At 68.5% G+C, this 19,868-nt stretch carries 22 protein-coding genes; 12 read left to right on the top strand and 10 right to left on the bottom strand.

Translation table 11 applies throughout. The features are described from left to right. The first annotated feature begins 73 nt into the window (after positions 1-73). Positions 74-2,962, top strand: coding sequence for a CHAT domain-containing protein (locus tag ACIO3P_RS27580; protein ID WP_401853527.1), 2,889 nt, complete (start codon positions 74-76; stop codon positions 2,960-2,962). Between the two features lie 45 nt (positions 2,963-3,007). On the opposite strand, the gene ACIO3P_RS27585 is transcribed toward ACIO3P_RS27580, so the two are convergent. The 3 genes from ACIO3P_RS27585 to ACIO3P_RS27595 all read right to left on the bottom strand — a co-directional run bounded on the left by ACIO3P_RS27585 (position 3,008) and on the right by ACIO3P_RS27595 (position 4,607). Continuing rightward, a complete protein-coding gene (locus ACIO3P_RS27585) occupies positions 3,008-3,337 on the bottom strand; it encodes a hypothetical protein (protein ID WP_401853525.1) in 330 nt (109 codons plus the stop codon). 182 nt (positions 3,338-3,519) lie between these two features. Then, positions 3,520-3,873 (bottom strand): hypothetical protein, encoded by a 354-nt coding sequence (locus ACIO3P_RS27590; protein ID WP_401853523.1) that lies wholly within the window; start codon positions 3,871-3,873, stop codon positions 3,520-3,522. 371 nt (positions 3,874-4,244) lie between these two features. After that, entirely contained in the window at positions 4,245-4,607 is a 363-nt protein-coding gene (locus ACIO3P_RS27595; RefSeq protein ID WP_401790813.1) for a peptidase inhibitor family I36 protein, read from the bottom strand. Between the two features lie 340 nt (positions 4,608-4,947). Here ACIO3P_RS27595 and ACIO3P_RS27600 point away from each other — a divergent pair, with 340 nt between their 5' ends. The 5 genes from ACIO3P_RS27600 (at position 4,948) to ACIO3P_RS27620 (ending at position 8,219) form a co-directional block, all read left to right on the top strand. Then, the gene (locus tag ACIO3P_RS27600) at positions 4,948-5,544 is read left to right on the top strand and encodes a DUF4352 domain-containing protein (protein ID WP_329826754.1); all 597 of its coding nucleotides are present in this window, start codon (positions 4,948-4,950) and stop codon (positions 5,542-5,544) included. A gap of 973 nt (positions 5,545-6,517) precedes the next feature. Further along, positions 6,518-6,766, top strand: a complete 249-nt coding sequence (locus ACIO3P_RS27605; protein WP_401853522.1) for a hypothetical protein — start codon at positions 6,518-6,520, stop codon at positions 6,764-6,766. Next, a complete protein-coding gene (locus tag ACIO3P_RS27610; RefSeq protein ID WP_401853520.1) occupies positions 6,763-7,164 on the top strand; it encodes a DUF6221 family protein in 402 nt (133 codons plus the stop codon). The genes ACIO3P_RS27605 and ACIO3P_RS27610 overlap by 4 nt, the downstream gene beginning before the upstream one ends. Positions 7,165-7,332: 168 nt before the next feature. Further along, positions 7,333-7,815, top strand: coding sequence for a hypothetical protein (locus ACIO3P_RS27615; protein ID WP_401790818.1), 483 nt, complete (start codon positions 7,333-7,335; stop codon positions 7,813-7,815). A 68-nt stretch (positions 7,816-7,883) separates the two neighbouring features. Continuing rightward, entirely contained in the window at positions 7,884-8,219 is a 336-nt protein-coding gene (locus ACIO3P_RS27620) for a hypothetical protein (RefSeq protein WP_401853517.1), read from the top strand. Positions 8,220-8,252: 33 nt separating this feature from the next. On the opposite strand, the gene ACIO3P_RS27625 is transcribed toward ACIO3P_RS27620, so the two are convergent. Next, positions 8,253-8,600, bottom strand: coding sequence for a hypothetical protein (locus ACIO3P_RS27625; protein ID WP_401853515.1), 348 nt, complete (start codon positions 8,598-8,600; stop codon positions 8,253-8,255). Between the two features lie 90 nt (positions 8,601-8,690). Here ACIO3P_RS27625 and ACIO3P_RS27630 point away from each other — a divergent pair, with 90 nt between their 5' ends. Together ACIO3P_RS27630 and ACIO3P_RS27635 are read left to right on the top strand one after the other, a co-directional pair. Further along, positions 8,691-8,891, top strand: a complete 201-nt coding sequence (locus ACIO3P_RS27630; protein ID WP_401790820.1) for a hypothetical protein — start codon at positions 8,691-8,693, stop codon at positions 8,889-8,891. A gap of 345 nt (positions 8,892-9,236) precedes the next feature. Further along, positions 9,237-9,479, top strand: a complete 243-nt coding sequence (locus tag ACIO3P_RS27635; protein WP_401853514.1) for a hypothetical protein — start codon at positions 9,237-9,239, stop codon at positions 9,477-9,479. A 24-nt stretch (positions 9,480-9,503) separates the two neighbouring features. Here the strand turns inward: ACIO3P_RS27635 and ACIO3P_RS27640 are convergent, their stop codons facing one another. After that, positions 9,504-10,694: a PucR family transcriptional regulator gene (locus ACIO3P_RS27640; RefSeq protein WP_401853512.1), complete on the bottom strand. Its 1,191-nt coding sequence runs from the start codon at positions 10,692-10,694 to the stop codon at positions 9,504-9,506. A gap of 237 nt (positions 10,695-10,931) precedes the next feature. On the opposite strand from ACIO3P_RS27640, the gene ACIO3P_RS27645 reads away from it, so the two are divergent. Next, positions 10,932-11,792: an alpha/beta hydrolase gene (locus ACIO3P_RS27645; RefSeq protein WP_401853510.1), complete on the top strand. Its 861-nt coding sequence runs from the start codon at positions 10,932-10,934 to the stop codon at positions 11,790-11,792. A gap of 180 nt (positions 11,793-11,972) precedes the next feature. On the opposite strand, the gene ACIO3P_RS27650 is transcribed toward ACIO3P_RS27645, so the two are convergent. Next, positions 11,973-12,938, bottom strand: a complete 966-nt coding sequence (locus ACIO3P_RS27650) for a zinc-binding dehydrogenase (protein ID WP_401853508.1) — start codon at positions 12,936-12,938, stop codon at positions 11,973-11,975. Positions 12,939-12,957: 19 nt separating this feature from the next. Then, a complete protein-coding gene (locus tag ACIO3P_RS27655; protein ID WP_401853506.1) occupies positions 12,958-13,419 on the bottom strand; it encodes an NAD(P)H-dependent oxidoreductase in 462 nt (153 codons plus the stop codon). 18 nt (positions 13,420-13,437) lie between these two features. Here ACIO3P_RS27655 and ACIO3P_RS27660 point away from each other — a divergent pair, with 18 nt between their 5' ends. Next, positions 13,438-13,959, top strand: a complete 522-nt coding sequence (locus tag ACIO3P_RS27660) for a MarR family winged helix-turn-helix transcriptional regulator (protein WP_401853504.1) — start codon at positions 13,438-13,440, stop codon at positions 13,957-13,959. A gap of 543 nt (positions 13,960-14,502) precedes the next feature. Here the strand turns inward: ACIO3P_RS27660 and ACIO3P_RS27665 are convergent. The 3 genes from ACIO3P_RS27665 to ACIO3P_RS27675 form a co-directional block, all read right to left on the bottom strand. Then, positions 14,503-15,456 carry a sulfotransferase domain-containing protein gene (locus ACIO3P_RS27665; RefSeq protein WP_401853502.1) on the bottom strand — a complete coding sequence of 318 codons (954 nt, stop codon included), beginning with the start codon at positions 15,454-15,456 and terminating at the stop codon, positions 14,503-14,505. Positions 15,457-16,009: 553 nt separating this feature from the next. Beyond that, on the bottom strand, positions 16,010-17,032 hold the full coding sequence (locus tag ACIO3P_RS27670) for a Gfo/Idh/MocA family protein (RefSeq protein ID WP_401853499.1): 1,023 nt from the start codon (positions 17,030-17,032) through the stop codon (positions 16,010-16,012). Continuing rightward, positions 17,026-18,348 carry an NDP-hexose 2,3-dehydratase family protein gene (locus ACIO3P_RS27675; protein WP_401853496.1) on the bottom strand — a complete coding sequence of 441 codons (1,323 nt, stop codon included), beginning with the start codon at positions 18,346-18,348 and terminating at the stop codon, positions 17,026-17,028. The genes ACIO3P_RS27670 and ACIO3P_RS27675 overlap by 7 nt, the downstream gene beginning before the upstream one ends. A gap of 347 nt (positions 18,349-18,695) precedes the next feature. Between ACIO3P_RS27675 and ACIO3P_RS27680 the strand changes: the two genes are divergently transcribed. Both ACIO3P_RS27680 and ACIO3P_RS27685 read left to right on the top strand, forming a co-directional pair. Next, positions 18,696-18,902 carry an MbtH family protein gene (locus ACIO3P_RS27680; RefSeq protein WP_329826771.1) on the top strand — a complete coding sequence of 69 codons (207 nt, stop codon included), beginning with the start codon at positions 18,696-18,698 and terminating at the stop codon, positions 18,900-18,902. A 139-nt stretch (positions 18,903-19,041) separates the two neighbouring features. Continuing rightward, positions 19,042-19,857, top strand: a complete 816-nt coding sequence (locus ACIO3P_RS27685; protein WP_401853494.1) for a thioesterase II family protein — start codon at positions 19,042-19,044, stop codon at positions 19,855-19,857. The last annotated feature ends 11 nt before the right edge of the window (positions 19,858-19,868 follow it).

A 19,868-nucleotide genomic window follows, 5' to 3' on the forward strand; every position in this document is an offset into this window, starting at 1 on the left:
AACCCGCTACGATGGTCCTGTTGGTGTGGTGCCAGCGTGGTGCCGGGACACCGCGGGGGACCAGAGGGAAGCAATGAGTAAGTTAAAGCGCCGCAGACTGCTCTTCATGGCCGCAGTGCACGAGATGCGGGGCACCGACCCGTCCAACGTGCTGGCCGGGCTGCACGAACTCGCTGCCGAAGATCCGTACGATCTCGATGTGCTGCTCAGTGCCGCGGAACTGCTCTCCGATCGCGCCGACCGCAGAACCGGCACGGCGCGGGAATCGGATCTCGCGGCCTCGATCGCCTTGTTGCATCGCTGCGTTCCGTTGGTGCCGCCGGGCCACTACGACCGCGGCCGGGTCTTCAACAGCCTGGGGCAGCGGCTGTTCATGGTCGCACAGGGCACGGACTCCCCCGAGCCCGTGGCCGAGTCGGTGCTCGCCTTCCGCGAAGCCGTGGCGGCGACGCCGCACGGCGACAGCATGCGCCAGGTGAACCAGTTCTATCTGGCGGTCCAGCTCTGTGAGCACTTCGAGCGGAGCGGGGACCGGGAAGCACCCGTCGAGGCAGCCCAGGTGGCACGCGAGGGCTACGCCACCGTCCCGCCCAGCGACGAGCTCCGCCCCATGTTCCGGACGGCCCTGATCACCTCGCTGCGGCATCTCGCGGGCGCCACCGCACATGTTGAACCGCTCCAGGAAGCCGTCGGCCTCGCGCGCGATGCGCTGTCCGAGGCCGGCAGCACCTCCGACCGTGCCGGGGCACAGTTCGATCTCGTACGCGCTCTGAGGGCACTGCACGACGCGACGACGGACACGCGACTGCTGGTCGAGGCGGTCGACCTGAGCGAACAGTGCCTTGCGGCCACGCCGCGGCGCGATCCCGAGTTCAACACGCGTCGGACACGTCTCGCATCCGCCGTCAGGATGCTCGCCCAGGACCGCAGGGACCCCGACCTGATGCGCCGGGCCATCGACCTGATGCGGGCGACGATCGAAACGCCGTCGGCGGCCGACGAGCATGCCGACACCCTCATCAACCTCATTCAGTCGCTGGCTTCCCTGCACACCATGACCAGAGACCCGCTCGCGCTCAGGGACGCGGAACTGACCGCCCGCACGGCCCTGACCGCCGCCCCCGCCCCCGCCCCCGGCCCCTGGCGTACAGAGGCACAATTCACCCTGGCAACGATCCTGTTGTACCGCTCCAGCGTGGATACGCGCGGCACGGACGCCGTAGCACTGCACGAGGCGCTGGGGCTGTTCCAGCATGTGGTGGCTGCCACACCGCCAGACCACCGGGAACGTGGCGACCGCCTGTGGCTTCTGGGCGTCACCCTGCACGACTTGGCCAGACACGGCGGCGTCGACACCGCCGCGTGGTGGCGCCAGGCGAGGCATGTGTTGGCCGAGGCCGCGTCCGCCGCCGGACCGCCCAACGTACGGATCAAGAGCTTCCAGCACCTGGGCATCGTGGAGGCCACCCTCGGTGACTCGCACGCCTCACTCGCCGCCTACGAAGCGGCAGTTGCCCTGCTGCCGCAGCTCACCCCGGACTGGCTGTCCTACAGGGGTAACGTCATCGGACTCAGACAGATCGAGGGACTGCCGGACGGTGCTGCTGCCGCCGCACTGGAGCTCGGCAGACCGGAACGGGCACTGGAACTTCTGGAGTTGTCGCGCGGAATCCTGCACGGCCGGACCCTGGAGGCCCGTGACCTCAGGTTGCTGCGGCACCGGTCACCCCAGCTCCACGCCGAGTTCCTGCGGCTGCGCGCCGCTCTCAACGCCCCTTCCCACGACGGGAACTGGGACGACCTGATGCGCCGGATCCGGAGCCTCGACGGCTTGTCAGGCTTCCTGCGGGCCCCCTCCGTCCAGGCGCTGCGCCACCACGCCGATCAAGGCCCCGTAGTGATCGTGAACGTCGCCGAGCGCCGCTGCGACGCACTTATCCTGCGGGCGGACGCCGAACAGACCGTCCTGCCGGTCCCGTTGACCGGCCTGACCCAGGCCGACGTCGTCGCTCACCTCCTGCGCCTGTCCCGTGCCGTCTTCGCCGCCCCGAACGACCCGTCGCTGCTCACTCGTCGGGACGCCCAGCGGGACCTGGACGAGATCCTGCGCTGGCTGTGGGACCGCGTCACCGCACCCGTGCTCGACGCGCTAGGCACCCCCGCCCGTTCCTCCGATACGCAGCCCCCGCCCCGCATCTGGTGGTGCCCCGTCGGCCTGATGGCGTACTTCCCGCTCCATGCCGCCGGCCATCACGACAGCGGCGGGAAGGCGACGGTGATGGACCGGGCTGTCTCCTCCTACACCACCACCGTTCGCGCCCTGGCAGACCGGGTCAGTCCCCCGGCTGCCGGAACGACCCTGCACACGCTGGTCGTGGCCGTGCCCGACGCCGAGAACGCCCCCTCGCTGCCGGGCGCGGCGGCAGAGGCTGCGGCGCTCACGGAACTGCTGCCGAACGCCGTGGTCCTGTCCGGCGCGCAGGCCACATACGAGAACGTCGTCCGCGCGCTGCCCGCCTGCCCCGTCGCCCATTTCTCCTGCCACGGCCTCACCTTCTGGGAGAAGCCCGCCGTCGGCATGCTGCTGCTCCACGACCACGTCACCCGGCCGCTGACCGTGGAACAGCTATCCGCCATGGAACTGCCCTACGCGGACTTCGCCCACCTGTCCGCCTGTAGTACCTCCAACACGCACCCGTCCCTCACTGACGAGGCACTGCACATCACCGGGGCCTTCCAACTCGCCGGATACCGACGCGTCATCGGCACCCTCTGGCCGGTCAACGACACCACCTCGGTGGAGATCACTCGCGCGACCTACGCCGACCTCACCCACGGCGGCAGCGCCCCACTCCGCACTGAACGGTCGGCCCAGGCCCTGCACCGGGCCGTATGCGCCCTGCGCGACCGGTATCCGGCCAGCCCCTCACTGTGGGCCGGGTATGTCCACGTCGGTCACTGAGGGGTATCCGTACCCGCAGCTTCACTGCTGGCCGCCCGCAGACCGTCAGAGCGAGGTTTTCGTGGGCTCCGGTACAGGCGTCACCAGCCACAAGAGCGTTCCCATGTTGAGGAGTTCCTCGGCGTGGGCGACGACGGTCTCGGCCGCCAGGACCACGGTCGCCACGGTGAGGTCGCCCCGAAGCAGAGCGACCTGCCTGCTGGCCGAGACCGCCTCGGCCAGCAGTGTCGCCGCGATCCTAGCCCGCTCATCGCCCCACCAGACACGGCTCGCGAACGTCGCGGCGTCCCAGTCGGTCCCGGAACTGACAGTCGCCGGTAAGCGGTCCACGCTTCTCCGCTCCAGCGCCCGGCTCTCGACGTAGGCGAGGGGCACGCTCTGCGCCTTGCCAGGGCAAGCCTTTGCGAAGGCCGGTAGTGCGTCGGAGCGGGTTCCATACAGGTGGTGTGGGTTCCGCGATTGAGTGTCGAATCGCGGAGCGTTGAGCTGGGGTTTTGTTCGAGTCCGCGTCAGTTGTCGTCGACGTCTGTCCGGAGAATCGTGTCCAATCCTCGTGGTCAGATGTTCGTGCCGAGGATGACCCAGTCGAGTCCGGATCCGAGGAGGACATGGAGTTCTTGCTCGGTTTGGAGGTCTCGGTGCTCAGGACGGTTGTCACCGCTACCGAGGTCCACGAAGTCGAGTTCGGCTTCACCGCTGTTCCAGACGGTGATCTGGATGGCTCGGTTCCCGGCCTCGGCAGTCAGCCATGCGCTGTTCTTGAGTCGGCCGTCTTCTGGGGAGTGCCGCAGTTCGGCGGTGATCCCACGTGTGCGGAGAACCGCTTCGTTCTTGGCGAACCATGTCGTGAGCGCGTCAGGGAGGTTCGGCGGTCGATGGCCGCTCGCGGCTGTCGGGTAGGACATCTGCAAAGGCGCGTCCTCGGATCATGTCAAATCCGACACTCGCTTGACACTTTGGCGCGGATTTTAACAGCGAAACGCGGATTCTACAGGTGCTCCGAACATGGCCAGCGCAGGTTGCGGAGGCGGTGATCGAGTCCTACTGGCTGAGCTCGATATGCCACGCCTTCCTCGAAATGAACTGGTGGTCGGCGGCGAGCTCGACCTGTCCGTCCGACTCGTCCACGAGGGCGAGGGCTTGGTGCGATGGACCCGAAGCCCCGCCACCACGGCGGGGCCTCTGTCGGCAGCACCGAGGCCCACCCTGAACGCGAGATGTCGAAGACCCTCACGCGAGGGACGCTGAGGACCGGCATCAGCCTGTGAACCGCCATGGGGGCTCAGTCGGTACAGACCTTCCACTCACCGGTGTAGGACGAACTATCGCCACTGCTGCCGCCGTTGCGGATGTTCCAGACGTTCTTGCCTTTCTTGTCGTAGAAGCGAGCCCACTTAGACATGTTGTTGTCGTAGGACAGGATCTTGTTGACCAGCCCGTACTTCGAGAGTTGCCAGCACGCGCCACTTCGCTTGGTCTGAAACTTCATGGAGGTGTAGCCGTGGCCGGCGTACAGGCACAGGTTTTTGGCAGGACACGGCTCAGCGGCGGCTGCCGTGGGGGCGAGCACGACGCCGGTCGCTGTTACCACCAGTGCGGCCAAGGTGGTCGCTGTCTTTCGCCACATGATGATCACTGCTTCCACTCAGGAGAAAGGACGATCAAGTCGCCTACATGGAAGGAGACTTGACCGATACGCTACGGTTCGGACCGTATCCACCTCAATCGCCCGGACGGGTGACTCGATCACGCCGTAGGCCATGGGTTTTCCCGTGATCATTCCGGGGCCGTCGCCACACCCTTGGAGCCGATCAAGGCCGTTGCCCCCTCGGAACGGAACCCGCCCATACCTGCCCGTACGCCCCAGTGTTGCGCCACTGCGGACCTCTGGGGCGCGAGCCGACAGAAGATCTCTTCACGGTTTACTTACGAAACACTCATCTCATCCCCCACAATGACCCATACGTCAGTTCTTGGGGGGGACTATGCACCGCATCACCGTGGCCGCCGTCGCGGCCGTACTGCTGCTCACCGCCACCGCCTGCGGGGGTGCCGACGAGGTCACGACCAAGCCCAACAAGCCCGCAGCGGCAGCCGAAACAGCGGACCCCGCCGTCGAGGAGGTCACCGAGGAGCCCGCCGAGCCCACGCCGAGCAAGGCGGAGGACGCCGCGATCGGCGACACGATCACACTGAAGGGCTTCGAGGACGGCGAGCAGCTCGACGTCACCGTCAAGAAGTGGGTCGACCCGGCCAAGGGCGGCGACGAGTTCTTCGCCCCCGAGGACGGGAACCGCTGGGTGGGAGCCCAGTTCGAGCTGGTGAACACCGGCACGAAGGTGTACTCCGACAGCCCCTCCAACGGCGCGCAGGTCGCCGACACCGAAGGGCAGCGGTTCGGCACCACCTTCGCGGACATCACCGCCGGCCCGTCCATGACCTCCGACGCCAAGGTCCCGCCAGGAGAGAAGGCACTCGGCTGGATCGTCTTCGAAGTCCCCAAGGGCTCGAAGGTCGCCACCATCCAGTTCGCGATGAACTCGGGCATGGCCGATCAGACAGGACAGTGGAAGGTGTCGTAGGCGCGCAGCCCTGTACGACATGCCGAAGGCCCGCCATGGAGCGGGCCTTCGGCATGCACGACATCGAGACGATCAGTCGGCGAGGCTCGCCCATCAGTAAGTTGCCGCTGTACGGCTTCCAGCAGTGCGTGAGATCCAGGTGCGTGAGGCTGTCCGGGGCGCAGCAGGCAGAGATTGCGTCCGCAGTAAAGGCTTCACCGAGCGCATGGCCCCCGAGAAGGCGTCTAGGCGGCCCTGTGGCGCGATGGGATGTCTCGGAGGATGAAACCCCACACACGAATCTCAAGTATTTGCAGCCCGACTGCTCTGCGGTATGAGACACAGGATGAGCGAATCAGGTGGTTCCCTAGCTTGGGCAGGAAACAGGGGTGGTCTCCGTACGGAGACGGCTCCACGTGGTCGGACGCCGGACTGGCTGGAGAGCCAGATCGTCAGATTGATCGTCATATCAATCAGGGCGAGGTGCAGGGCCCACCTGTCATGGTCAGGCTGTTCGCCGTCGAGCATCGCGCACCTCCTTCCGGCCCCGTGTGGCGATGAGCCAGGAGAGGGGCCGCCATCTCCTCTCGGCCGCGGCCCGGAAGGCGGAGGTGGATGACTACGGACAGTCCGCTGCTCATTACTTGGGAGTGGTCATCGGCTCGGCGGCTGAGGTTTCGCGGATTTTCGCGCCTCGCAACGCCTGTCGCCCTTGATGCTCCCAAGTCCCCGGCGCGGCGGGCATCTGGCGACGGGGCGAAGTCCTCCCTTGGGACACCATGTGATGATCCCGTGCGCGGGGGCTGACTTTCGGCCACAGTGGCGCGTACCGTCAAGTATCCGGCGACGAGGCAGGACCTGACCCGGCCCGTTGCCCCTGCGCCCCCGTGTCCAGGTCGCGGCGGCGCAGCGCTGTCGGCCTCGCTGGGCCTCCCCCTTTTCAGCGGGGCCGCCGCACACCCGCCCCCAGGCGCGCCCGCGAGAGACTGAGTCCATGAGTATCTGGTCCAGCGTCAGCGCAGAGGAGATACACGCCCTCAACGGCGACGACGACGCAGCGAACTACCGCGCCGAGGGCGAACCGACGATCACCGTCGATGTCGCCACCACCGGCCACCACGATCACATTCGGCTCGTGCTCTACGACGGCTGTCCGGACGTCGCCGCGCTCCTGGCGCCCGACGCCGCCCGCGCTCTCCGTGACCAGCTCACGCAGGCACTCGGCGAGAGTGAGAACCGATGACACTGACGACCGACCTGATCGCCTTCGCGCGCGCCCGCCTGGACGACGACGAGGAGGTCGCCCTGCGCTGCGACGGAGACGGCTGCGGAATCTGGACAGCGGCCGGCGACAGCCTCGACTTCTGCCAGGTGGAGATGGGCGACTTCCACCCCGCGATCGCCACCCACGTCGCCCGGCACGACCCGGCCCGCGTCCTGCGGGAGATCCAGGCGCACCGAACGACCGTCGACGAGTACGAGATCGCGCTCTGGGCGCAGGCGGATGCGGACCAGGCCGCCTACTGGCAGGCGCGGTGCGACACCCTGCTGGAGAGCTGCCTACGCATCGCCACCGTGTACGCCGACCACCCCGAGTGTCGGGTGGAGTGGAGCGGCGGAGTCGCGTCTGACCTGCCCTGATTCGGCGCTTGTTGATTTCTTCGTGGATCTGTCGCGCCACGGCTGCGCGGATCACCCGTGCCCGGAAACTGATGAGGCCCACCCCGATGGTGGGCCTTTCGCCATTTCCACCCCATCCCACCCGCCCCTCCCGGATGATGACGGTCCATCCGCATCCCAGGGGGGACCATGCGCAACCGCACCACCACGGCCGCCGTCATCGGCGCCGTACTGCTCGTCGGGCTCGTCGGCTGCAATCCACAGGACCCTGTCGATCCCGAGTCCGCTTCGAAGCCGCCCGCCGCGAAGAACAGCGAAGCGGCAGGCCCCACCGCGAAGTCCGCCGCCGATCATCTTGCCGAGGCCACCGGCGTCACGACCCTCGGCGATCCGCAGGACAACACAGACGCCTGCTCCAACAAGGCCGCGGGCAAAGAGCCGCACGAAAATGACTGCTCGCAGCTCATCACCACCGACACCGTCAGCATCTACGAGTTCAAGACGGCGAAGGTCTCCGCAGACTGGGTCGCGCGGATGAAGAAGAACGGTGACTGGCGGCAGGTCGACCGGTTCGCCCTCGCCTGGACCGCCCGCGACCAGGGCCTTACCTCCGACGGGCGACGCACCGAGCTGGAGACCGCGCTCGCCGACCTGGTGAAGAAGAACAAGTAGCCGTACGGCCCCGGCCCGGCCCGCTGACCACGCGCGGCCGGGTCGACGCCCGCCCACGACGCCCCCTTGTGGCCCGGCATCCTCTGCTGCTCGGCCGACCGTTGCCGTCCGGTGGCAACGAGACCTCTGGGATCGCCGCCGCGCTGACCGAGGCCGTCGCCGCGGCCAACGACGCCGCCCTCTTCGCCCTGATCGAGCGGGCCAGGACGTCCGGCCAGGATGCCGGCGTGGCCACGGTGCTCACCCTCGCGCTCGTCCGCGACCCGCCTCCCGGGCGCCGGCTGCCTGACGGGGCCCGGGACGTCGGAGCGCTGACCCACACACGCCCGCAGGATCTCGCCGCGGCGACCCCAGGTGGCCAGGCGACGGGTCCGAGTTCAGTCATGGTGCGTCCGAGACTGTGATCCGAGTGAGAATGCCAAACGGCCCGACCCCGGTCAGAGCCACTGCGCCCAGCCGAAAGTCGCAATGTACGCGCGCTCAACCAACTTCCAGCCCGATCCACCACGGTGACGGACCACCATCAGCGCCAGCGTAAACCAGACTGCGAACACGCCACCGATGATCAGCAGCCACCGAGAGCCCTCGAAGTACCCGACCGCCCCGAGGACCACGGCCGTCAGCACCAGACCGAAGTGCGCCCCGCCCCGGCTGGAAGCCAGCGCCTCGCAAATCACCCGCTGGTCCTCCGCGAGCACCCGCTCGTACGCGTTCGGCTCCGCCCCCACACTGCGCTCCCGCTCCACACAACCCCCCCCGTGGATCACCCTGGCCAGGGCGCTCACCCCTGCAGACGTACCTGCCCGGCTGCCCGTCGCCGTCCTGCGCTCCGATGGTCCCGGATCCGGGGCGGCGGGCACTGCCAGGATAGGTGCATGAAGTCGAAGGTCCAGATCGACATCGACTGCGTCGGACCGCGCATGCTGACTGTCGATCAGCCCAGCGCCAAGGAGGCCCTGGAGCACACCAGGAGCCGGATCAACGACACGTTCCTGCAACTGCCGGCCGGGGTCGATCGTCTTCGGATCGGTTGGTACGGGCTTGGTGGCGTGTGGAACGCGCCTATGGGATCTTGATGTTGCACCGCAGGCTGGTGCGCGACTACGAGTAACTGCCCCGCAGTTCGGAGTCGCAGGTGTAGTGGGCGATGACCGCGGTGACCGTGCGTGCCTGGCGCACGGCATGACCGGCGGGGAGCTGGCCCTCGGCGCGGTGCCGGCACGCCTAAGGAAGCGGGAACGCGAGATCATCGCGCGGGCCGAGACGACGCGGGAACAGATCACACGGCTGACCACACAGCTCGACGAACTCGGCCGGGCCGCCGGAGAAGTCCGGATCACCGCAAGACACTGCTGGGGCTGCCCGACCCGCGACCGCCCGCGCCGCCGGGACTGCCGGATCATCCGGCCTACCAACAGATCATGGCGGTGTTCACCACGGCCGATCATCCGCTGCGCGCGCGGCAGGTGTGCGAGGCGATGGACCTGGCGGTCGTGCCCAACAGCATCAACGACGTTCACGTCGAGCCCAAGCGGCCGGCCGGCCGCGGGATCCTGGCCGAGACCGTGCCAGGTCTGTTCACCCGCCTCGGCCGTGGTCGACCGATGGCGCCACGACCTGCCCGCTTGTCCGGCACAGGACGAGGAATCCCCCATCTGGGGTGATATCGGCGGCTGTCATGTGATCGTTTACGGTGCGGGGTCCGGGATCCTACGGTCGATCTCGAAGGCGAGGGTCAGCTCGGCCAGCTCGCGGGGGCGGGACAATGTCCGGCCCGTCTGGTCCTGGAGTCGGCGCAGGCGGTGCCGGACGGTGTTCGGGTGGCAGAACAGGGCGGTGGCGGCGCGGTCGGCGGAGCCGTCGGCGTCGAGCCAGGCGCCGAAGGTGTCGAGCAGCAGTGCGCGGTCAGGTTCGGGAGCCTGGTCGAGTGGGCCGAGGATGGTCCGGGCCACGGTGCGCATGATCTGCGGGGAACTGGCCGCGGCGATGGCCAGCGGGTCCTGTTCGAAGACAGTGACCCGCTGCCCGTCGTATGCGCCACGCAGCGCGATCCTGGCCAGTTTCAGGGCGTCGGTGGATGTGCGCAGGTCGTGGTAGAGCGGGCTGATTCCGACGCTGCCCTTGGCGGCGTTCTCCAAAGCGTCGGCGAGGTCCTTGATGCGGGGGCGGGCAGTGGGTAGTCGCGCGATGCCGACTTCGGCGTCGTGCAGCAGTCGCCAAGCGGAGGCCACGCCGAGGGGTCGGAGCGCGTCCTGGATGCGCGGGAGCGCGTGGCGTGCGACCTCGGGCACCTGGGCGGCGATGACGACGTAAGGCCCCTGTGCCGGCAGGCGCAGGATGTCAGCGGCTTCGTAGACGTCGGTATCGTCCAGGCGGCCTTCGAGCAGTGCCTCCATCACGGCCGAGCGTTCGGCTTCGCGGGTGAGGGTCTGGGAGGTGATCTCCTCGCGGTAACCGTCGGCCATTTCCTGGGTGAAAATGTCGAGCACGAGCCACATCTCCGAGGCGGCGCGCAGGGCGGCCTCGGGTGCGACCTCGCCGGTGGCGGTGGGTTCGGCCAGGCGTTCCCACAGGAGCCGGGCGCTGACGCGGTAAGCCTCCATCACTGAGGTCAGCGGTACCCCGGCCTTTGCGCGGCGTCGTCCGTTGTCCCGGGACTCCGGCGAGGTGCGTGCCGGGGCGTGTCCCATCGGCCTGAAGACGAATTCGATGTTCTCCAGGCAGGTGCGGCGCAGTTCCGCGGCCGTGATCACCGCGTCGCTCCGGTAGACCGGCACGGCCGCTCGGATCTGCTCGACCATCTCGTCGGCCAGTTCACCGGCCCGCTCCAGCATCCGAGCGCCGAGCAGTGCGACCTGCGCGCCAACAGGGTCAGGCACTGGATGTTCCATGAACCAATCCTAGGTGTCACCGGGTCGCGAACTACCAGGAGTTCGGCCGCCACGCGACGCCACCGTTGTCCCCCGGAACAATCTGGCCCGGAAACTCGTGTCGCTCCAGACAACGCTCCCGACCCGAGGGCGGGTCAGGATGAAGGACGGCAGGAACCCCGATCCTGTCCACTCGGCACTGCCATCGCGTCCGAGAGACACCTGGAATCGAAAGGCGCCATGCTGATGAGTCTGACCTCCCGTGAAAGGCACGAGATCGCCCGGGCGAACGCGTCGGGCCTCAAGCCGGTCGTGTTCGTGCACGGGCTGTGGATGCTGGCCTCCAGTTGGGAGCCGTGGCGCTCGTTCTTCGAGGAGAACGGTTACGCGACTCTTGCCCCGGGCTGGCCGGACGACCCGGAGACCGTTGCCCAAGCCCGGGCGAACCCGCAGGTGTTCGCCGGCAAGAGCGTCAAACAGGTCACCGACCACATGGCCGAGGCCATCGGCGCGCTCAGCCAACGCCCGGCCGTCCTCGGCCACTCCTTCGGCGGCCTCATCACCCAGCAGTTGGCCGGACGGGGCCTGGCCACGGTCTCGGTGCCGATGGACTCCGCCCCGTTTCGAGGGGTGCTCCCGCTCCCGCTGTCCGCGCTCAGGTCCGCGCGCCCGGTCATCGGCAACCCGGCCAACTACCGGCGGGCCGTGACGTTGACCTACGACCAGTTCCGCTACTCGTTCGCGAACGCGGTGAGCGAGAGCGAGGCCAAGCGCCTGTACGAGACGTATCCGGTGGCGGGCTCCGGGATCCCGCTGTTCCAGGCCGCCACCGCGAACCTCAACCCGTTCAGTGAGATCAAGGTCGACACGCGGACCCCGCAGCGTGGCCCGATGCTCCTGATCAGCGGAGAGCGGGACCACATCGCACCGTCCGAGATCGCCAACGCCTCCTACCAGAAGCAGAAGCGCAATCCCGCGGCCACTGTCGTCCATGAGATCCCGAACCGCGGCCACTCCCTCGTGTTCGACAGCGGCTGGCAGGAGGTCGCCGAAGCGGCCCTGGCCTTCGTCAAGGAACACCACGGAGAGGGGCGGTACGTGAGCTGACGCCCCGGCCAGGTCGGTGCGGATGGCGGTGCCGTCCAGGTGCAGGCGTGTCACCGCGGCCGCCTTCGCGCGCTCCGGCGCGGTGGCGAGGTCCGGTGCCTCTGCCGCCGGGACGGCCAGCTCCTCGTGGAGGTAGCGGTATGCGGTGGAGGGGCGAGCGAGCGTGCCGCCGGGCGGGAGTCAGTTGATCGCCAGCAGGGCCTTGCCCGTCAGCTTGCGCGCTTCGAGGTCGCGGTGGGCATCGGCTGCGTTTACCAGGGGGTACACCGCGCTGACGGTTGGCCGCAGTCGTCCCTCGGCGGCGAGGGCCAGGGCCCGTGCGGTGTCGGGCAGGTGCTCGTCGTTGAGTGTGCCCGAGGCAACGGGGGTGATGATTTCGATGCGGCGGCGGGCGGCGTCGTCTTGGTCGAGGGAGGCGAAGCCGTTCGTGGTGCCGTACGAGACCAGTCGACCACCGTCGACGATCGTGGAGAACGTGGCTGCGGCGAGCTCGCCACCGGCGCCGTCGTAGGCCAGGGAGACTCCGCCGCCGGTCGCGGTCCGCACCTGGTCATCCCAGTTCGGCTGGGTGTAGTCGACGGTGAGCTCGGCGCCGAGCTTCTTGACGAAGGCCCGTTTGTCCTCGGTGGACGCCGCGGCGATCACGCGTGCTCCGGCGCCTGCGGCCAACTGGACCAACTGCGACCCGGCTCCTCCTGCGGCGGCCGTGATCAGTACCCATTGGCCGCGTCTCGGCTCTCCGAGACGGTCCAGGCCGACCGCGGTCGCACCGTCGTGCAGCAGGGCTGCCGCGGTTGGGTCGTCGACCTCGTCGGGCACGGGGAGGATCTGTCCTACGGGGAGGGCGATCTGTTCGGCGTAGCCGGTCTCGGCGGCGGCCAGGACTCGGCGTCCCAGCCAGGCGGAGTCGACGCCGGACCCCACCGCGATCACGGTCCCGACGCCGCCGGTGCCAGGTACGAAGGGCGGTGTGCGGTCGAAGAACCGCGTTGCCCATCCGCCGTTGCGGATCAGGGTGTCGAGGAAGAGGACGTCGGCGAACGTCAGAGCGACAACCACCTGGTCCGGGCCGGGTTCGGGGTTCGGCACCTCGGCCGCAGCCAGCACCTCGGGTCCTCCGAACTCAGTCGCCTGCACGACTCGCATCACACTTTCCTTTCGTTGGTCATGCTGGGCTCCGCCAGGCGTCCGCGGAGGCGGGCCGGGTGCACGCACCGTTCGGCCCGCCTCGCAACGGAGGTGGCCGGTGCGCGCGCCGACTGAGGAGTGTCAACGACGCGCGGGGATGGCATGGTCGGAGCGGATCTCGGTCCACTCGTCCGCGAAGGTGCTCGATCGCCCGGGCGCCTCCCGGACGCGCCGTAGCCGACGAGCGCTGCGGCCTTGTTGGCCCACTCCTCGTACGCGAAGTCATCGCGTTCTTCAGCACGCCGGAGGGGGAGCGGTTGTGCTCCGGGGTGACGAAGACGAACCCGTCGTACTCGGCGATCTTCGCAGCCCAGACCTTCGCCGGGACGGGTGCAGCCGACCACGACAGCGACCTTGAGATCGGACATCGGACGGCCTTCCACGAAGGATCACATGAACATTCATGTAAAGCGTAACAGAGGATCACGTGAAGGTTCATGCGACTAGACTCGGCCGGGTGACGACCGAAGACCCCGTGTGGCTCAGCTCCGAAGAGTTGCGCGTCTGGCAGGCGCTGCACACCGTTCTGCTCCTGCTACCGATCGCCCTGGACCGGCAACTGCAGAAGGAGTCAGAGCTCAGCCTCTTGGAGTACTACGTCCTGGCCGGGCTGTCGGAGAAAGCGTCGGGTGCGGCCCGGCTCAGCGACATCTCGTTCCTCACCAATGCCGAGCTGTCCCGCGTCTCCCATCTGGTCACCCGGATGGAGAAGCGCGGACTACTGCGGCGCCGGCCCGACCCTGACGACGGCCGCTATACCAACGCCGTCCTGACCGGGGAGGGCCGCGACCACGTGCGCAAGGCAGCCCCCGGTCACGTCGCCGCGGTCCGCCAGTTGATCTTCGACGGCCTCGGCGATGACGGCCGCGAGGAACTCGGCCGCACGGTCGACCGCATCGTCGCCTCCCTGAGCCAGATGGACCTGCCCGTTACTCCGCCGACGCCGCCTGAGCCGGGCACCGGCAGCGCGGAGAGCTGAGCGCTGTCACGGCGTCGGCCCGGGCCTTCCATCATCCGACCGTCCCGGCTCAATCGCCTGCGAGCCGGCAAGTACCCGCGCGGTACCAACGGCCGTGACCTCTGGGTGCGCGAGACGGATTCGGCCGCTGAGGCCACACTCGACAGGGCTAGGCCGTTTCTTTCAGATCATCGGATCGTTGGTTGATGTGTGTCGTTGACTGACGCCCAGTGGGCCCGCACCGAGCCGCTGCTGCTGGATCGGACGCCTCGGCGTGGCGGGCGGTGGCGGGATCACCGGCAGCTGATCGACGCGATCGCCTTCGCTGTCTGGAACGCGCAGTTCGGGCCGATTTGGTGGTGCGGTGCACCGGGCTGGGGCCGTTGCGTGGTGGCGACCTGACCGCGAGGCCGTCGCGGCTCTGCCACTCGGCTCTGCGGCACGGACGAGGCGTTGCGGCGGCGCGTGGTGCGCGTAACGGGGTCACGTTGTCGACGCCGTCCGCGGCAGGCTTCCGCTGCCCCGGCCCGCCCGGACGACTACGTCCTTGGGGGCGAGAGGTCTTCACGCGTTGGCGGCGGCTCCCTCACCGACGCCGGGCGGGTCGCGGTGCAGCCAATCCAGGAATGGCTTCGGAGCGAGGTCGCCGACCCGCTTCCGGTATGCGTCGAGGTCGTCCTCGGTCAGAAAGCCCCGGCTGTCACCCGATCGTCCGCCGCGGAAGAATTTCGCCGGATCCCTGAGTATGTCGGTGTCGGGTGCCAGTCGCTCCGCGCGGCTCTTCATCTCGTCGAACGTCGCGGCCTTCACCAGATCGGGCCAGACCGATTCGTTCACCGTGATGCCCAGCCACTCGGCCAGTGCCGCCATCTGGCCGGTGAGGTCGGCGCACAAGTCGACGTAATGCAGGACCTTCACGTTCGGCTGCGTCTGCCGGTTCCACGCGTCGTAGAGGTGATGGATCGTCTGGTGCAGGCTCTCGGGAACCGCTATTCCCTGGTCGTCGGTCGGCTGGGGCAGGCACCAGTACTGCAGCCATTCGCGCATCGACGGGAGTGCCGGGGGAGCCTGTCGGGACTGTGCGTCCGGGGCGTCCTGGGCGGCGGACACTCGCTCGACGTCGATATTGGCGGTTTGATGGTAAACGGACAAGGCCCGGTCGAGAGGATGCCTGGCGACCACGATGTAGCTGACACGCGGGTCGAGCGGCAGGCCGTCGAGCGGGGTGTGCGTCTTGATGACACGGCGGTGCTCCTGCGCTGCGAGACGCGCGTACACCTCCTCCTGCGAACGCAGTCGGTCCAGCCATGTGGGCTGGTCCAGCCACGGTGACAGGACTTCCAGCGGCTGCGGGAGGTCGGGCGTCTGGAAGATGAGCAACGCGCACATCATCTGTACCCACGTCGTACCCGATTTCGGTGGGGTGCTGACGACGATGTCTCCGTCGCGCAGAGGAAAGTCGTCCCAGCGGACGCTGTTGTGCTCCGGCGACAGGTATCGGCGCTGTGCTTCTGCCATGGTCATCCCCCGGCCACGCTGAGGACGCCACTCAGCGCTGATTCGGTGCGAGGGGCCGGAACGTGAGCGGTATTCCGCTGTGCGAATGGGTCGACGAGCGGCCGGAGCATGGTGCGAAGAACGGATTTCGGGACCGGTTCGGGATGATGCTTCATCGGGACAGCGTCCTGGACGTGCATGGCAGCACTCCTTGTAGATGCGTACAGAAGTGACAGATACGGTTCCAACCTTTCGTTGCCGTGGTGGGGAAACATCCGCGATCGCCGCAGTTACGGCCGAGCCGAGCCGAGCCGGGCCGAGCATGAGGAGGTCACGCGAAGAGGCGGACGCACATCGCCCCGCGGCTCGGCGGTCGTGTGCCGGCGGCGGTCCGCGCCTCGGTCGTCCGCAGGACGGTCGGTCCGGAACCGGAGGCTTCACAGCGGCCAGTTGAGGCGTAGCCATCCCGACCAGGGGTGAGCGGCGAGGCCGCTGTCAGCGGGGGCATCGAGTGGGGATACGGTCGCGCTCTGCTCCAACGTTCAGGAAGGGGGCCTGAGGAGGGGCTGCTCCGCTACGGGCGGTCGTCGACCGTGACGCGCACGGCCTGTCCGCGCACTTCGTCCACGCATTCCATCAGGGCTATCGCGTCTCGCCGCTGTTCGGCCTCGGCGCTTCCGTCGCCCACCTCGCCCCCACGCACCGCGGCCGCGAAGTCCCCCAGACAGAGCCGTAGTTGATCCGACGCCGGTAGCGTGAACCGCTCCTCGTGGTCCTGTTCCTCCAGTACCAGAACCGGCTGGTGAGCCGCGGGCGGGGTGAACGCGCGCGACACCGACAGCCGGCCCCGGTCTCCCCACAGTGTGTACGACGACACGTACGCCTGCTCGAAGCCGAACGTCACCTGGGCCAGCACCCCGGAGGACGAGACCAGCAACGCCTGCCCCGACAGATCGAGGCCGTCCGAGGCACGGGTGCGCAGTGTCGCCCCCACCACCCGCGGCCCGGGCCCCAGGAGCAGCGCCGCGGCGCGCAACGGATAGACGCCCACGTCGAGCAGCGCCCCGCCCCCGAGGCCGGGCGCGTACCGGATGTCGTCCGCGGGCAGCGGCGGAATGCAGAAGGACGCCTGGAACGTGCTCGGCGTGCCGATCCGTCCGTGCCGCACCAGGCCGGCGGCGAACGCGTGCTGCGGATGGTGCGGGAACATGACGTTCTCCCGCAGCACGAGACCGCGCTCCCGCGAGAGGGAGCACAACCGGCGTGCCTCGTCGGCGTTCACCCCGAGCGGCTTCTCGACCAGGACGTGCTTGCCCGCGCGGAGCGCGCGGTCCGCCCACAGGTGGTGCAGCGCCGTCGGCGTGGAGATGTACACCGCCTCCACGTCGGGGCGATCGAGCAGCGCCGCGTAGTCCCGCTCCGCAGCACAGTTGAACTGCCTGGCGAAACGGTCTGCCTTGTCCGCGGACCTGCCGGCGACCGCGACGAGATCGAGCTCCGGCATGCTCACCGCGGTGGGCAGCACGCGCCTGAGGGCGATGGACGACGTGGCGAGCGCCCCCAGCCGCAACGGCCGGACCCCGGCCGCTTTCACCACGCCCGCAGCGCCGCCACCAGGGTCCTCGCCTGCACGTTCACATGATGGTTGTAGCGGAGCAGCTCGTCCAACTGGCATGGTGTCACCCAACGGAAATCGTCCGACAAGGCGGGGAAGTCGCTCTCCACCTCGATGATCAGGTAACGGCTCTGGGCGTGCCAGAACCGGCCGCCCTCCTCCGACAGGACCACGTCGTAGCCGGCGCCGCCGGCGCGGGCGAGTGCCTCGGCGAGATAGGGCGGCTGGTCGGCCGCGGGCAGATGGGCGTAGTTCTCGGGCACGCACTGCACCGTGGGGCCCAGCTCGACCACGTTGAGGAAGCCCGGCTCCGCCCGCGCCCGCAGCAGCGCGTGCGGTACGCCGTCGACACGGCGGACGAACAGGGCCACGACGCCGGTGCCGTGTGGTTCGAGCAACGGCTGTGACCAGGCGGACACTTCGCGCCGGTGCGAGGAGACGTCGACCGCCACCACCTTGAAGTACAGCGCCCGCTCGTGGACCACCTCGTCCGCGGTGCGGTGCCAGCCCACGGTCCGGGAGAGGCCGGTCGGTACCACCTCGACCTCGTGCTCGGCCCGTCGCCGCGTGATCCAGCTACGGATCTCCTGATCCGCGTGGAGCGCCCGCCGCGTGTCGTCCTGCCGCCAGTCCGGAAGGCAGGACAGGACGGTCCGCGCGTCCATGTTGACCAGGTTGTCCTGCCGCAGCAGCGTGTTGACCTGTCCCAGCGTCAGCCAGGCGAAGTCCTCACCTGCCTCGGCCTCGGGGCCGACCTCCACGATCATGTTGCGGTTGCGCTTGTGCAGGAACCACGAGCCCTGTTCCGACTGGAGGACGTCCGCGACGACGGCACCGGGTTCCGCGTGGCGGAAGAGCTTCAGATACGGGACGGCGGAACCACCGTGCACCCGGAGGTAGTTGCTCTTGGTCGCCTGTACCGTCGGCGAGAGTTGCACGCCGTTGACGTTCCCCGGCTCGGTCTTCGCCTGCATCAGCAGATGCGGCACACCGTCGAAGTCCCGCAGCGCGATACCGAGGATGCCGATCTCCGGCTGCCGGATGATCGGCTGCGACCAGGCGGACACCGGACCGAAGTCCGACCGCACTCCGAGCCCGTGCACCGAGAAGAACCGTCCGCTCACATGCCGCAGATCGCCCGTCCGTTCGTCGAAGCCCCAGCCGCGCAACGCGGCGAACGGTACCCGCTCCACTCGCTGTGCGTGTTCGCGACGCCGCCTGTCGAGCCACGCCAGTACTTCGAGGTTGCTCATCACCCCGCCGTCGACCGCGGCAGCGGAGGCGGCGAGTCTCGACACACTAACGGGCGCCGCGACGCGGCATGGCAACATCAGTCCTGTCGCGGTCATCAGCTCCGCCTCTGCTCGTTCCGGGAAACACGGCCGCCGAGAGCGCTGCGATCCGCGGGCCCGCGCGGTGCACGGGGTCGGCGATGCGCCGCCACCCGGCGTGGGGGTACAAGGGGTGGATTGCGGTGTCCGGTGCGCAGCAAGACTGGCACAGGAAGGTCCGCGTGGCACCGGTGGAGGGCGCGACCGGATCCGTAACTGTGGCTCTCGCGGATCACCGCTCCTGTCGCGACACGTGAGGATGGCGACGTTCAGATGGTCACCCACATAGGACGGCATGAGAGGTGGAGACTGGCGTGAATCCTTTCGACGACCCCGGCGCCGAGTTCTTGGTGCTGGTCAACGACGAGGGACAGCATTCGCTGTGGCCTGCCTTCGCGGATGTGCCCAGCGGCTGGCATGTCGCCCACAGCAAAGACACCCGTGAAGTGTGCCTGGCCTACATCGAGGAGAACTGGACGGACATGCGGCCCAAGAGCCTGATCGAGGCGATGGGCGACTGAGCCGTCCTCGGCCGCGCGTCACGGAATGAAGGGGACGGTCCTCGCGGTCGGGAGCGGTGCCCGCTCGTCTTTCGAGACGCGTGAGGAACCCTCCCGTCGACGAGGGGACGGGACACCAGAGAAAGGACCAACGGGAACTATGGCGTCGCCCGCCACCGGTGAGAGCAGGTGGTTCCGCAGGTTCCGTCCGAGCCCGGAGGCCGGGATCAGCCTGGTGTGTCTGCCGCACGCCGGGGGGACCGCGAGTTTCTACTTCCCGCTCACCGAGCTGCTGCCTCCGACCGTGGAGGCCCTGGTCGTCCAGTACCCGGGGCGACAGGACCGGCTGCGTGAGCCGTGCGTCGAGAGCATCCCCGACATGGCGCGAGCCGTGTTCGAGGTGCTGAAGCCGCTCGCCGTGAAGCGTCCCGTCGCACTGTTCGGTCACAGCATGGGCGCCAGTGTCGGATTCGAACTGGCCATGCTGCTGGAACGAGAGCTGGGAACGACCCCCCGGGCGCTCTTCGTGTCCGCCAGATCCGCGTCCCCGCACCACCGCGGCCGGGACGTCCACCGTCTCGACGACGCGGGGCTCGTCGCCGAGCTGCAACTGCTCAGTGGCACCGACGCGCAGATCCTCGACGAACGCGAACTGCTGCAACTGGTCCTGCCGTCGATCCGCAGCGACTACAAGGCGTTCGAGACCTACACGGCGGAGCCCGGCGCGGCACTGCGGTGCGACGTCGTCGCGCTCACCGGGGACGCCGACGACCACGTCCCGGTCGAGGAGGCGGCGGGCTGGCGGGAGCGCACCACGGGCGGCTTCGATCTACGGGTCTTCCCCGGGGGCCACTTCTATGTCGCCGACCACGGGGCGGCGGTGGCCGCGGTGATCACGGACACCCTGTGCGCGGCGCCGACCCGCGGCGGACGAACCAACGGCGGACGAACCCGCGGCGGACGAACCAACGGCTGAGGAGAACCCGA

Source organism: Streptomyces sp. NPDC087310, assembly GCF_044744405.1.
Classification (GTDB): Bacteria; Actinomycetota; Actinomycetes; order Streptomycetales; family Streptomycetaceae; genus Streptomyces.

Excerpts from the sequence above, each read along its gene's own strand:
- ACIO3P_RS27580 (WP_401853527.1), top strand. The coding sequence starts at position 74 with ATGAGTAAGTTAAAGCGCCGCAGACTGCTCTTCATGGCCGCAGTGCAC.
- ACIO3P_RS27600 (WP_329826754.1), top strand. The coding sequence starts at position 4,948 with ATGCACCGCATCACCGTGGCCGCCGTCGCGGCCGTACTGCTGCTCACC.
- ACIO3P_RS27605 (WP_401853522.1), top strand. The coding sequence starts at position 6,518 with ATGAGTATCTGGTCCAGCGTCAGCGCAGAGGAGATACACGCCCTCAAC.
- ACIO3P_RS27610 (WP_401853520.1), top strand. The coding sequence starts at position 6,763 with ATGACACTGACGACCGACCTGATCGCCTTCGCGCGCGCCCGCCTGGAC.
- ACIO3P_RS27615 (WP_401790818.1), top strand. The coding sequence starts at position 7,333 with ATGCGCAACCGCACCACCACGGCCGCCGTCATCGGCGCCGTACTGCTC.
- ACIO3P_RS27630 (WP_401790820.1), top strand. The coding sequence starts at position 8,691 with ATGAAGTCGAAGGTCCAGATCGACATCGACTGCGTCGGACCGCGCATG.
- ACIO3P_RS27635 (WP_401853514.1), top strand. The coding sequence starts at position 9,237 with ATGGCGGTGTTCACCACGGCCGATCATCCGCTGCGCGCGCGGCAGGTG.
- ACIO3P_RS27645 (WP_401853510.1), top strand. The coding sequence starts at position 10,932 with ATGAGTCTGACCTCCCGTGAAAGGCACGAGATCGCCCGGGCGAACGCG.
- ACIO3P_RS27650 (WP_401853508.1), bottom strand. The coding sequence starts at position 12,938 with ATGCGAGTCGTGCAGGCGACTGAGTTCGGAGGACCCGAGGTGCTGGCT.
- ACIO3P_RS27655 (WP_401853506.1), bottom strand. The coding sequence starts at position 13,419 with ATGAACCTTCACGTGATCCTCTGTTACGCTTTACATGAATGTTCATGT.
- ACIO3P_RS27665 (WP_401853502.1), bottom strand. The coding sequence starts at position 15,456 with ATGGCAGAAGCACAGCGCCGATACCTGTCGCCGGAGCACAACAGCGTC.
- ACIO3P_RS27685 (WP_401853494.1), top strand. The coding sequence starts at position 19,042 with ATGGCGTCGCCCGCCACCGGTGAGAGCAGGTGGTTCCGCAGGTTCCGT.